This window comes from Streptomyces silvisoli, from assembly GCF_029269905.1.
Taxonomy (GTDB): domain Bacteria; phylum Actinomycetota; class Actinomycetes; order Streptomycetales; family Streptomycetaceae; genus Streptantibioticus_A; species Streptantibioticus_A silvisoli_A.
This window is the reverse complement of the sequence record NZ_JARJBC010000046.1, coordinates 1-12,455: the sequence shown is the minus strand read 5'-3', so window position 1 is coordinate 12,455 and position 12,455 is coordinate 1. Positions and strand designations below refer to the sequence as shown.

Below are 12,455 nucleotides of genomic sequence, written 5' to 3'. Positions count from 1 at the left end.
CGTCCAAGCGGTACTCGCCCTCGCGCGCCGCCGCGTGAACGTCATCTGGGCACTGATCCGTGACCGACGGTGCTACCGCGTTGCACCACCCGTCACCGAGGCGGCTTGACAACAACATTAGGAAGCCTCACCGGCCCAGGCGCAGCATGTGATCACAGTCGGTGAGCTTCCGTAAGCACTGCGTTGAGGGTTGCTCTGCCGTGACCGGCGCAGATCCGCATACTCTCGCCTTCCGGCAAACCTCAGCTGCCGCCGACAAGACGCGAGTTGAGCAGAGCCATGTCGTCGTCTGTAAGTCGGAGGGCGCCGGCAGCGATATTGGCTTCCAGGTGTTCGGGGTTGCCGGTTCCTGGGATGGCCAGCACGTGTGGGCCCTGTTGCAGCGTCCACGCCAGTCGGACCTGGGCCGCTGATGCGCCGTGGGCCTTGGCGACAGCCAGGACACGCTCGCCGTCGCGTTCCCTGGCGGCTGCACCTCTTTCGCGCCCCTCTCCGGCGATCGCGAAGTAGGGCACGAAAGCGATGCCCTGCTCGCCGCAGCGTCGCAGTACTTCATTGTGGGCTTGCACGTCGAGGTTGAACTGGTTCTGCACACACACCACGGGTGCGATGGCTTGGGCCTGTGCCAACTGGTCCGCGGTGACATTGGAGACTCCCAGATGCCGAATCAGCCCGGCATCGCGGAGCTCGGCCAGCGCGCCGAAGTGCTCGGCGATCGACGGCTGGGACATCCTGCGTAGGTTCACCACGTCGAGGTGGTCTCGGCCGAGTTGGCGTAGGTTCTCTTCCACCTGGCCGCGGAGTTGCTCAGGCGTGGCCGAGTACCACTGACCCGAGGGGTCACGTCCGGGGCCGACCTTGGTCACGATGACCAGGTCTTCGGGGTACGGCGACAGGGCCGTATTGATCAGTTCATTGGCCGAGCGGAGCCGGGAGAAGTAGAAGGCAGCGGTGTCGATGTGGTTGACGCCCAGCTCAATCGCTCGGCGCAGGACCCTGATAGACGTGCTGCGGTCGCTCGGTGCGCTGTAGTCGAATGCGGCGCTGCCGGTGAGGCGCATGGCTCCGAGGCCCATTCGGTTCACGCTCAGATCGCCGAGCCTCCAGGTGCCTGCGGCCGATGCGTTGACGGGCGTGTTGTCCTTGGACAAGTTGGTGGTCTCCTCGGTCGCTCATCGGAGGTGCGACAAGGCCGTTCGGTGTGCAGGGGGGGAGCTAGCCCGATCGCCTGCGGCGGCGGCTGTCTGATCGCTCTTGCGGAGAGACGCATCATGGCGTCCAGGGCACGTCGTTGAGAAGGCCCAGGTGAGTCGGTGAAAGTCACATCTGGAGTGGGAACGTGGCGGCAGCGTTGGCCGTTTGAAGGTGTGGATCGGCCTGTGCTGCTGCGGCCAGGGCCCAACTGCCTTCGGAGGGTGGGCCGGACGAGTAGTCGGCACACCCAGTCTCGTCGCCGCGAGCGAGCTTGAGTGTGCCGCGGGAGGGGCTGCGGACGGCCAGCGCAGTTCGCGGCCAGGCGATGTTGTGGCCGGAGCGGGCGCACTGTTGTGTCTGCGGGCGTTGTGGCGGTTCCCGTTGGGTGAGACCTTGCCTGGCGCACCCCACCGTACCGTCCCACTGGCCCCCACGCCTGTGAAGGAACGTCATGATACTTACCCGACCAGGGCGAGCGCTCGGAAGGATGGCAGCGAGCCTCATGGCCGCCGCCGTCGCGCTCTGCCTCGGCACCGGCCCGGCGCTCGCGGCTGCCGCGCCGGGCCACGGTGCCAGCACCGTCGGCAGTCACCCCGTTCACAACGCCCTGACCTCGGCTTCACCCGCGCCCACCGGCGCCTCTCCCGCCGGTACGAACGCCAGCGCCGTCCAGCACGGGCGGGTTTCGCCGGGGCGGATCCCGCCGCCCCGCCCCCTCCTGGCCCGAAGCTCCGCACAGTCCTCACCGAAGCACACTCACTTCTCGCCCGCCCAGGCCGCGACGCAGCCCTGCACTGCCGCGGACTTCAGCAGCCGCACCGGTACGGCCCTGGCCTCCTACATCGAGTCCTCGACCACCGACTGCATCAACAGCCTGTTCTCGATCACCGGAAGTGACGCGCACGGCGTCTTCCAGGAGTCCCAGATGATCCCGGTGGCGCAGGCCTTCCAACGCCTGTCCGGGGGGTACACCGGCGACGACACCGCTGGTATCTGGCAACTCGTCATCTACCTACGTGCCGGGTACTACGTGCAGTACAACGACTCCGCCGACGTGGGCTCCTACGATGCGGGTCTGACCAGTGCGGTCGTCGGCGGCCTCAGTGCCTTCTTCGCCGCGGCCCACTCCCGGGACGTGTCCACGGCGAACGGCAACGTGTTGGGCGAAGTCGTCATCCTCACCGACAGCGCCAACGTCCAGCAGGACTACCTGAGCACCTACCAGCGGATCCTGGGCGCGTACAACAGCTCGTGGGACGCCTTCTACGCGATGGACGGCGTCGTGTACGACGTCTACACCCCGCTGTGGCGCGGCCAGTGGAACCCTGCCTTCGTGGCGGCCGTCACCAGTGATTCGAGCGTCCTCACCGCCCTGCACTCGTTCGCCCTCAACCACACCAACCTGCTCGGCGGCGCCAACACCTTCCTCGACGCGGACGCCGGCCAGGACCTTGCCGTGTACGTCCAGTTCCCGGCGCTTCAGGCGACCGTCCGACCACTGATGCTCGGCCTCCTGAAAGCCTCCCACATCGCAGGCACCACCGCCGCACTCTGGGTCGCCGTCGCCGAGCAGAGCAACGCCTACGACAACGCGAACTGTTCGTACTACGGCACCTGCAACCTCACGGCCCAACTCACCGCGGCCGCGCTGCCGACCACGTATCACTGCAACTCCGAGATCACCATCCTCTCGCAGTCACTGAGCCCGGCCGACCTCACCGCGGCCTGCTCCAACCTGGCAGGCCAGGACTCCTACTTCCAGGGCGTGGTCAAGGACAGCGGCCCCATCCCGAACCAGTACAACACCACCGACAACGTAGTGGTGTTCTCCAGCCAGCTGAACTACGTCATCTACGCCGGAGCGATCTACGGAGTGCAGACCAACAACGGCGGGATCACCCTCTATGGCGACCCCTCGACGGCGGGGAACCAGGACTACTCGATCCTGTACCAGGACCCCAGCCCGGACGGCTACACGGACAACATCTGGAACCTGAACTACGAGTACACCCACTTCCTGGACGCCAGGTACGACACCAAGGGCACCTGGGCCCAGATCGAGACCGAGCCGAACATCTGGTGGGTGGAGGGCATCTCCGGCTACATCTCCTACGGCTACCGGGGCATTGTCGACACCGACGCGGTGACCGACGCGGGACAGCACACCTACCCGCTGAGCACCCTGTGGCAGACCACCTACGCCAACAGCAACGACGACCGTGTCTTCCCCTGGGGCTACCTGGCGGTCCGTTACATGGTCGAACAGCATCCGGACGACGTACAAAGGATCCTGACGTACTTCCGGAACGGTGACTACACCGGCGCGTACGACTACTACACCAACACCATCGGCGCGAGGTACGACGCGGACTTCAACTCCTGGCTCAGCGCCCTCGCGGGCGGCGGTAGCCTCCCGACCTGCACTGACCAGAACACTCAGGCGATGGGTCAGAACTGCTCACGGCACAACCAGTCAGCCAGCGCGGGCAATCTGGACTACCTCTACATCTGGCTGCCGGCCGGCACGACGACGCTGACGGTCACCACGAACGGCGGCACCGGGAGCGCGTCCCTGTACTACGACCCCGACACCTGGGCCACGCCGACCACGTACACCGCCTCCTCCACCGCCTCCGGCACGGCGCAACGCATCACCGTCAGCAACACCGCAGCGGGCTACCGGTACGTCAGTCTGTACGCTGTCACGGACTTCAGCGGAGTCACCGTGACCACACAGTACTGATCCTGACCGTGTGCGGTCCCCGGCCGGGGACCGCACACCGCGTTGCGAGGCGCTGTCCGGGACCGCCCCCCAACGCTTCCTTCGGCAGAGGTCGGCGGGTACTGCCCCGTGCCCTCGAACCCGTCGAATTCGGCGGCAACCTCGTTCGTTCGATCCCGCCAGCGCGGGTAGTCGTCTTCACAACCGGATGGATCTTCTGGGATTGCGACGGTCGTGCTGTCGTCGTGGGGGCCAGGGTTGCACGCGGACTCACGCTTCCTGGGGTAGTAGAAAGGGCATATGGCGCAAAAGCGGGGTTCGATCGGAGGCATCGAGATGGGACACAGGGAATTCCTGGCCACGGCGGCGCGACTGGCCACCGAATCCGTCGAGAACGGCTGGGGAGGCCCGTTCGGTGCAGTGATCACCCACGCCGGTGAGATCGTCGCTCGCGGACAGAACCGCGTGCTCCTCACGGCGGACCCTACCGCGCATGGCGAAGTGGAAGCCATCCGCAAGGCGATTCAGTTCCTCAACCCGGAGGCGCCCACGGTCTCCCAAGAGCATCAGAACGAGTACACACTGGAGTTGGTGCCTCGTCCCGAGGGGTCGCCGGATATCCTGCCGCAGCGTGCTCGCATGCTCCAGGGCTGCTCGATCTACACCAGCGGCGTGCCCTGTCCGATGTGCATGAGCGCCATCTACTGGGCTCGGATCGACGCTGTCTACTACAGCTGCGACTGGAAAGCGACCGAGGAGATCGGGTTCAGCGACAACTTCCAGTACGAGGACTTCCAACGGCCGCCAGACCAGCGGAGCATCACCGTCGAGCAGATGCACCCGGAGCTGGGTGCCCAGGCCTACCAGGCGTGGAGGGAAAGACCGAACCGCCATCCGTACTGACGGTCACTTCCTCTGGCGAATTCGGGCAGACCAACTCGCCGCCCCCGCCCACCGACCCGCGCATCCCGGACACTGACACCGAAGACAGCGGGGAATCGGGCCTGCTGGGTGTGTCCAGCCAGTGGTGTAACTCGGTTGTCGGGTTCTAGCGGCGGGCGGCCGAGAGTCGTCCGTCGAAGGTGATGTCGAATGCCTGCAGCGCTGGCTTCCATCGGATCGCCCAGCGCCGCCGTCCTGTCCCGGTCGGGTCCAGGCTCATCACCGCCAGATACACGCACTTCAGCGCGGCCTGCTCCGTCGGAAAGTGCCCACGGGCACGCACAGCCTTGCGGATGCGGGCGTTGATCGACTCGATGGCATTGGTGGTGCACACGATCCGGCGGATCTCCACGTCGAACCGCAGGAACGGCACGAACTCCGACCAGGACGACTCCCACAACCGCACGATCGCCGGGTATTTCTTCCCCCACACCTCGGCGAACTCCACGAACCGCTCCAGCGCGGCCTCTTCGGTCGGCGCGGTGTAGACCGGCTTCAGTCCGCGCGCGATCTTCTCCCAGTCCTGCCGCCCGCAGTACTTGAATGAGTTGCGCAACAGGTGAACGACACAGGTTTGCACGATCGTCGCAGGCCAGACCGCATTGACGGCGTCCGGCAACCCCGTCAACCCGTCGCAGACCAGCATCAGCACGTCCGCGGCGCCGCGGTTCTTGATCTCGGTCAGCACCTGGAGCCAATATTTCGCGCCCTCGCCCCCGTCGCCGACCCACAGGCCGAGGATGTCGCGGTGGCCCTCGGCGGTGACCGCCACGGCCATGTAGACGGGCCGGTTAGCGACCTGGCCCTCCCTGATCTTCACGTTCACACAGTCGATGAAGACGACCGGGTAAACCGCGTCGAGCGGCCGGTTTTGCCATTCCGTCATCCCCGCGACCACGCTGTCGGTGATGGTGGAGATGGTCTGCTTGGAGACGTTCGCCCCGTAGACCTCGGCCAGGTGGGCGGAGATCTCGCCGTGGGTCAGACCCTTCGCGGACAGGGACAGCACCATCTCATCGACACCGGCAAGGCGCTTCTGACGCTTCTTGACCATCATCGGTTCGAAGGTGCCGGCCCGGTCCCGGGGCACCTCGATCTCGACGGTGCCGATCTCGGTGGTCACAGTCTTGCCTCGGTGGCCGTTGCGGTAGTTCTCCCTGCGCCCGTCCTCGACTCGCTCGCCGTTCTCGTGGCCCAGGTGGTCGGTGATCTCGCCTTCCAAGGCAGACTCCAGCAGCTTCTTGGTCAGCTGCTGCAGTAGACCGCCCTCGCCAGCCAGCTTCATCCCGCCGTCCTTCGCACGGGCCATCAGCTGCTGAATCAAGGCCTCGTCCACGACCTCGTCCATGGGCACCTCCTGGGCTTCGGTGTCACTCACCACGTCAGTCATCAACTGTCGCTTCCAGCTCGGGAGTTACACCAGTGACCGTACAGACCCCCTGCTCGCGTCGGTGGATCGAGGCTCAGGGGGTACCGGCAGAAGCACTGGCTCCGGTCGGTGTCGCCTTGTACAAGGCTGCTCTGAGAGCGGCGTTGGTCTCCGCGACCGCCTGCTTGTTGGACCGGGTCCCGGCCAGGGCGTTCAGCATCATGAAGTCGTGCGTGATCTGCGGGTAGTGAGTCGTGGTGACCCGGACTCCCGCCTGGCGCAGTTTGGCCGCGTAGGCGTTGCCTTCGTCGGTCAGCACGTCGGAGTCGGTGATGACAAGCGCGGGAGGCAGGCCACGCAGCTGGGCGAGGCTGGCTTGCAGCGGTGAGGCGAGAGGGCTCTTGCGGGCCGCACGGTTGGGGGCGTAGGCGTCCCAGAACCACTGCATCGCGGGCCGGGTGAGCCAGCAGTTCTCGGCGAACCGGTGGTAGGACGCGGTGTCGAAGTTGGCGTCGGTCACCGGGTAGAGCAGGATCTGTTGGCGGAAGTGCGGTCCGCCGCGCTGCTTTGCCAAGAGAGTGAGGGCCGCGGTCATGTCGCCGCCCACGGAGTCGCCAACGACGGCCAGCCGTGTGGGGTCGACGCCGATGGTGTTGCCGTTGGCGGCCAGCCACTTCGCCACGGCGTACTCCTGCTCGATGGGCACGGGGAAGTGCGCCTCGGGAGACGGTGTGTAGTTGACGAACACGACGGCGGCGCGCGCTCCGTTGGCGATCTCGCGGACAAGGCGGTCGTGTGTCATCGCGTTACCGAGAACCCAGCCGCCCCCGTGAACGTAAACCACGCCCGGAAGCGTGCCCGTCGCTCCTGCGGGCCGGACAACGCGAATCGACACGGGTCCGGTCGGGCCGCCGGGGACGGTCCGGTCGCTGATCCGAGCAGCGAGCTTCGCCACGGGACCGGACTGCGCCTTGTTGAGCACATCTCGCGCGGCCTTGTAGGACAGCTTGTACAGGGGGGTGCCGTCGGCGGCCGCGAGTTGGTCGAGGAAGTCCTGGTCCGGCTTCTCCAGCTTCACCGGTGGTTTTCCGCAGGGAACGTAGGAGGCTGCCGCTCTGTCCACGGCGGTGTCGACATGCGCCACCCGGTCAGCGCGTGTCGAGTGGTCGGCGCGGTTGCCGCAGGCGCTGAGACTCGCGGTCGCCGCGAGGGCTACCGCGACGGCACATCGGGTCCTGCGCGATATGGACGGGTCCCTCAACGACGTCATGACGCCTCCACCTGTGCTCGACGGTCCCCAAGCCACACTGCTGATGCGCTCACACTCGGACCACCCCAGGGGGGCCGAAAGGGTGATACGGGCCGTCCCGGAGGGTCGGCGCGGGGCGCTCACATGGGATGAGGCTTTCGGCGAGGCAGAGCTGGCGGATTGGCTGCTGCTGGGGCGCGGGTGGTGCGGCCGTTGAGTGGGGTTGCGGTGGGTGTTGGCGGGGTTGTGGTGTGGGGTCGCGTTGGTCGTGGGGTGGGTGGGGCCGGTATGGGGTTTGGCGTCCCGGTGGGTGTCGGTGGTGTGTTTGGCGGTGTTGGCAATGGTCCGGTGTTGATTGTTGTCAGGTGTATGGCGTTGTGCGACGGGGTTGTAACAGGCGCTGACGTGGGCGGGTGTGCATGTCAAGGTCGTTGCTGCGGCGGGTTGTTGTGTGTGTTCGGGGTGGGATTGTGCTCATCGCCGCTCTCGTTGCCGCTGGTTGGCGGGGCGATAACGACATCGATAGTGAAAGAGGGACATCATGCGTACAAGGACTGTTCGTTGGGGTGTGTCGGCTGTTGTGCTCGTCGCTGCGGGGATGACGCTGACCGCGTGTGGTCCTGACGATTCGCCCTCCGCTTCGGGTTCTTCTTCCAGTGCTTCTGGTGCTTCGCAGGCGACGACTGGGTCTGGGTCGGGCGGCAGTGCCACGGCGGGTACTGCTTCGGGCTCTCAGGGCTCTGCTGGTGGTGGTTCGGGCGCGGGTGGTGGTTCGGCGGCGGGGGCGGCTTGCCGGACGGCGAATCTGTCGTTCAGCAGCTCCGGAGGTATGGCGGAGGGTGAGGTGCTGATCAACTTGAAGAACGTCGGGTCCAAGGCGTGTTCGCTGCACGGCTTTCCTGGTGTGGACCTCAAGGGTCGGGACGGGACGGTCAGTGCCGGGCGTAGCAAGATGGCGGCGCCCACGGTCACGCTGTCTGCTGGGCAGTCCACGAACTTCACTTTGCATTACCCGCCGAACAACTCCGGTGGCAGTGGGGTGACGTTCACCAGCGTCGTGGTCACCCCGCCGAACGAGACCCATTCCCACACGATGTCCCTGGGCATCAACGTTCCCGCCGACAGCAACTCGGCCCCCACCATCACGGTCGACCCGGTCGGTGCGGGCAAATAACCACCTGGCCGACACACTCATGAGTGATCCCGCGGGCCCAACGGCGCCGCCGAGCCGGTTGGGTCTGGGCACGTCGGGGAGGGTGAGGTGTTCCGGGCTGGTGATCGGCGGGGGAGTGGGCGTAGCGGGCGGGTGCTTGCCGTTCGACGGCTGATCCGTCCGGCGGCCGGAACCGATCCATCGACCGGTGGAGCGAGCGACTGGACTTCGCCGCGAGCTGTGCGGACCCGCGGTGGGACTACCGCTCGACCCTCGATGTCTACCGCGAGCTTGAGACCTGGCGGGGCGAGCCCGACCCCGACCGGCGGGGCGCGGCTGGCCCGATGCACGTCCAGCCGGCCCAGCCGCTGCATCCGTTCTTCTCGGCGATGCTCGCGGGAGCCGAGTCGGTCGGGCTCGATCGTTACGACAGCCCGAACGGGGAACTCGCCGAGCGAGGCAGCGGTTGCGCCGTCCGGGACGAGATCGTCGAGGACGGCACGCGCCGCTCCCCCTACCGCGCGCTCGTCGGTCCACGGCGCCGACAGCGCAACCTGACGGTGCTCACGCAGACGCTGGTCACCCGGGTCGTGTTCGAGGGCAACCGTGCGGTCGGCGTCGAGGCTGTGTCAGGGGGCCGTATCCATACGCGGCCACGACAAGTCACCCGCCGCCTTCCGGTGGATCGGCATCGTGGGCTGACCCGGTCACGAAGCGGGGCGGGCTGGGCGCGTCGCCCTTCCCGCCCCCGCGCCGTCCGTGTGACGGTCAGCCACCGACCCGCCGGGTCAGTGACGCAGCGCGCTGTTGCTGGTCGTGACGTGGACGTAGTCCACGACCAGCGACTGCGGGAACTGGGTGCTGCCGTTGGGGTCACCGGGCCAGTAGCCGCCGACGGCGAGGTTCATGATGAGGTAGAAGGGGTGGTCGAAGGCCCACTTGTTGCCGTGGGTGTCGGCCGGGGTGCGGGTCTCGTAGACGTGGCCGTCGACAGAGAAGGTCACGGCGCGCGGCGACCAGTCGACGGCGAAGGTGTGGAAGCCGTCCGCGAACGCCTGCCCTCCGGGCAGGGTGTAGCCGGCGCCCAGACCGCCGGAGCCCGAGTAGCCGGGGCCGTGCAGGGTGCCGTGTACCGTGCCGGGTTCGAAGCCGACGTTCTCCATGACGTCGATCTCGCCGCAGGCGGGCCAGCCCACCTTGCCGATGTCGCTGCCCAGCATCCAGAACGCCGGCCACATCCCCTGGCCGCGGGGGATCTTCATACGTGTCTCGAAGTGCCCGTACGCCTGGGTGAAGGTCTGCGTGGTGGAGAGCCGGGCCGAGGTGTACTGACAACTGCCGTACCAGCACCGGTAACCGGCCGGATTCTCCTTGCGGGCGGTGATGACCAGATGGCCGTTGCCGTCCAGTGCGGCGTTGTTGGTCCCGGAGGTGTAGTACTCCCGCTCGTGGTTGTTGACGTTGTCGCCGGTCTCGTAACGCCACTTGCCGCCGTCGACCGCCCTGCCCGCCGGGCCGTTGAAGTCGTCGGAGAAGGTGGTGACGGCGGCGGGCCGGTGGGAAGCCGGGCTGCCGTTGGCCGGAGCCGTGGCCGCCAACGTCCAGCCCGCCGTGAGCAGGAGGGCCGCGGCGAGGGCGGCGCGGGTGCGCCGGCGGTTCCCTATTCGGGTACGCGCACGGGCGGGTTGTGGGGGGATGGTTGAGGGCATCGTGTTCACCTCGTCGAATGTGTCGTTGGGGGGATCAGGGAGCGATCACGCCGAGGGGAGTTTCCACTGCTGGTTGGCGGCTCCGGTGCAGTCCCAGATCTGTAGCCGGGTGCCGTTGGCCGAGCTGGGACCGGTGGCGTCGAGACAGCGATTCGACTGCGGATTGACCAGCGTTGCGCCGGAGCCCGAACGCCAGAGCTGTGCTCCGGTGCCGTTGCAGTCGTAGAGCTGGGCCTGGGTGCCGTTGGCCGTTCCCCCGGAGGTGAGGTCCAGGCACTTGCCCAGGGCGCGCAGGGTGCCGTCAGCGGCGACGGTCCAGGTCTGCGCGGCGGTGCGGTTGCAGTCGTAGAGCTGAACGGCCGCGCCGTTGGCCGAGTTGGCCCCCGCGACGTCCACGCACTTGCCGCCGTACCCGCTGATCGCTCCAGTCGGGCTTCCGCCGGAGCTCTGCGCGCCGTTCCAGGTGAACGTGGCCGAAGTGTGCGCGGGCAGCATGTAAGTGAAGGTCTGGCCACCCCAGTTGACGGTGAGCGGCTGGTCCGAGCCGCCGCCGTTGTAGGCGATCAGGGCCTTCGACCCGTCCGGGTTGAGCCACGCCACGTTGGGAATGGCGCTGTTGGCCGTCGAGTCGATCCGGTAGGCGCCCGGCCGTACGAACTTGGTGAGCTGGCCCATGTCGTAGTACTCGACCGTGTAGTCCACCTGACCGCTGCGGACATCGCCGTTGTGTACGGTGATCAGCCCCGTGCAGGTGCCACAACCGCCGTTGTGCGGGCCCATGTTCTGGTCCACGGCGAGCGACCACTTCACCACCGACTTACCCCAGTTGCGGGTGTAGTCGATGATGTTGTTCATGTCCTCCTGCTGCTGGTTGCCGATCCAGGTGCCGCCGGAGTGCTCGGTGTCGTAGGCGTCGAGGTTCGGATACTGGTTGTGCACCGTGGTCTGTTCGGTGACGTCGCCGCCGTAGCCGTGCCAGGCCACACCACCGAACAGCGGGTCGTTGCGGATCGAGGCGTCGTCCACGGTCGGGGCGCCGTAGGAGCCGTAGGTGTCCCAGTTCCAGTCGAGGGCCAGGACCTTGGTCGACAGTCCCGCCGCGTGCAGCGCGGGCAGCAGGTCGGTTCCGGTGAAGTAGTGCAGCCCGGAGCCGTTCCACTGCATGGAGGGGTAACCGGAGCAGCAGGTCGGCTCGTTCTGCGGGGTCACATAGTCGATGTGCACGCCCTGGGCCTGGTAGGCCTGGATGTACTTGACGAAGTACTGCGCGTAGGCGGCGTAGTACTGGGACTGCAACCACCCCTGGTCCATCGCTCCGTTGTCCTTCATCCACGCCGGAGCGGTCCACGGTGTGCCCAGGACCTTCAGATCCGGATTGAGCTGCTCGGCCTGCCTGGTCAGCGGCAGCACGTCGGCCAGATCGTGGGCGATGGAGAAGTGCGCCAGATTCGGGTCGCTCTGCCCGGCGGGCATGTCGTCGAAGGTGTAGTCGTTGCGGGCCAGGTCCGAGGCGCCGATGGGGTTGCGCAGGAAGTCCAGCCCGATACCGGCCTTCGGGTCGAACAGCTTCCCCATCACCGCGTCGCGGGTCGACGGGGTCAGGGCGCCGCTGCTGTTCATCAGCCAGGCGGCCGTGTCGGTGAACGAGGCGCCGCCTCCGGTGAACTGCTGGTAGCGGCTGTTCTCGTTGACGTCCACGGTCTGACCGGTGCTGCCCGTGCCGGGGGCGAACGCGATGGGGCTCTGCTGCTCCAGACCGCGCGTCACATGGCGGCCGCCGGAGTCGTCGGTGGTGGTCAGCCATACGTTGACTGGTTCGCCCACCGCGTGCGCGGTGCCGGGGCCGACTATGAGGAATCCGGCTACGGCCAGCGCCGCGGAGGTGAGACCGGCGATCCATCTGTGGCGCCGACCAGGGCCGCGTCGGCGGTGGGGGGAGACGGCCCGGGATGGCGCAGGGGGAAGAGGGCCTGGGGTGGGTGACATGGGGGGTCCTACCTTTCAAGGCATGGGTCTGATCTGGTCATTCGTAAGATCGGAGGGCCCAGGGGCTCTGGGTATGGCTGTCATGTGGGCGCCGTTGGCAAGGCTCAAGGGACTTGGCCGCCCGGAGCCCC

8 protein-coding genes and 1 pseudogene are annotated in these 12,455 nt (G+C 67.0%); 4 read left to right on the top strand and 5 right to left on the bottom strand.

What is annotated here, in order from left to right; translation table 11 throughout:
- Nucleotides 1-242 precede the first annotated feature (242 nt).
- Nucleotides 243-1,151, bottom strand: coding sequence for an aldo/keto reductase (locus P3G67_RS35280; RefSeq protein WP_276097159.1), 909 nt, complete (start codon nt 1,149-1,151; stop codon nt 243-245).
- Nucleotides 1,152-1,681: 530 nt separating this feature from the next.
- Here P3G67_RS35280 and P3G67_RS35275 point away from each other — a divergent pair.
- Both P3G67_RS35275 and P3G67_RS35270 read left to right on the top strand, forming a co-directional pair.
- Nucleotides 1,682-3,937, top strand: a complete 2,256-nt coding sequence (locus P3G67_RS35275; RefSeq protein WP_276097158.1) for a collagenase — start codon at nt 1,682-1,684, stop codon at nt 3,935-3,937.
- A 315-nt stretch (nt 3,938-4,252) separates the two neighbouring features.
- Nucleotides 4,253-4,819: a nucleoside deaminase gene (locus P3G67_RS35270; RefSeq protein ID WP_276097162.1), complete on the top strand. Its 567-nt coding sequence runs from the start codon at nt 4,253-4,255 to the stop codon at nt 4,817-4,819.
- 145 nt (nt 4,820-4,964) lie between these two features.
- Here P3G67_RS35270 and P3G67_RS35265 read toward each other — a convergent pair whose 3' ends face one another.
- A complete protein-coding gene (locus P3G67_RS35265; RefSeq protein WP_276097161.1) occupies nt 4,965-6,206 on the bottom strand; it encodes an IS256 family transposase in 1,242 nt (413 codons plus the stop codon).
- Nucleotides 6,207-6,321: 115 nt separating this feature from the next.
- Entirely contained in the window at nt 6,322-7,497 is a 1,176-nt protein-coding gene (locus tag P3G67_RS35260) for an alpha/beta hydrolase (protein ID WP_276097157.1), read from the bottom strand.
- Between the two features lie 520 nt (nt 7,498-8,017).
- Between P3G67_RS35260 and P3G67_RS35255 the strand changes: the two genes are divergently transcribed.
- Together P3G67_RS35255 and P3G67_RS36280 are read left to right on the top strand one after the other, a co-directional pair.
- Nucleotides 8,018-8,650 (top strand): DUF4232 domain-containing protein, encoded by a 633-nt coding sequence (locus tag P3G67_RS35255; protein WP_276097156.1) that lies wholly within the window; start codon nt 8,018-8,020, stop codon nt 8,648-8,650.
- Between the two features lie 179 nt (nt 8,651-8,829).
- A pseudogene (locus P3G67_RS36280) lies at nt 8,830-9,267 on the top strand (GMC family oxidoreductase N-terminal domain-containing protein); the annotation flags it as partial.
- Nucleotides 9,268-9,417: 150 nt separating this feature from the next.
- Here the strand turns inward: P3G67_RS36280 and P3G67_RS35250 are convergent.
- Nucleotides 9,418-10,338, bottom strand: coding sequence for a glycoside hydrolase family 16 protein (locus P3G67_RS35250; RefSeq protein ID WP_276097155.1), 921 nt, complete (start codon nt 10,336-10,338; stop codon nt 9,418-9,420).
- Nucleotides 10,339-10,383: 45 nt separating this feature from the next.
- Complete coding sequence (locus tag P3G67_RS35245) at nt 10,384-12,324, bottom strand: RICIN domain-containing protein (RefSeq protein ID WP_391858422.1); 1,941 nt, start codon at nt 12,322-12,324, stop codon at nt 10,384-10,386.
- Nucleotides 12,325-12,455: the final 131 nt, after the last annotated feature.

Bases quoted from the DNA above. Each gene is read 5' to 3' on its own strand.
- P3G67_RS35275 (WP_276097158.1), top strand. From the start codon at position 1,682: ATGGCAGCGAGCCTCATGGCCGCCGCCGTCGCGCTCTGCCTCGGCACC.
- P3G67_RS35270 (WP_276097162.1), top strand. From the start codon at position 4,253: ATGGGACACAGGGAATTCCTGGCCACGGCGGCGCGACTGGCCACCGAA.
- P3G67_RS35265 (WP_276097161.1), bottom strand. From the start codon at position 6,206: ATGGACGAGGTCGTGGACGAGGCCTTGATTCAGCAGCTGATGGCCCGT.
- P3G67_RS35260 (WP_276097157.1), bottom strand. From the start codon at position 7,497: ATGACGTCGTTGAGGGACCCGTCCATATCGCGCAGGACCCGATGTGCC.
- P3G67_RS35255 (WP_276097156.1), top strand. From the start codon at position 8,018: ATGCGTACAAGGACTGTTCGTTGGGGTGTGTCGGCTGTTGTGCTCGTC.
- P3G67_RS35250 (WP_276097155.1), bottom strand. From the start codon at position 10,338: ATGCCCTCAACCATCCCCCCACAACCCGCCCGTGCGCGTACCCGAATA.
- P3G67_RS35245 (WP_391858422.1), bottom strand. From the start codon at position 12,324: ATGTCACCCACCCCAGGCCCTCTTCCCCCTGCGCCATCCCGGGCCGTC.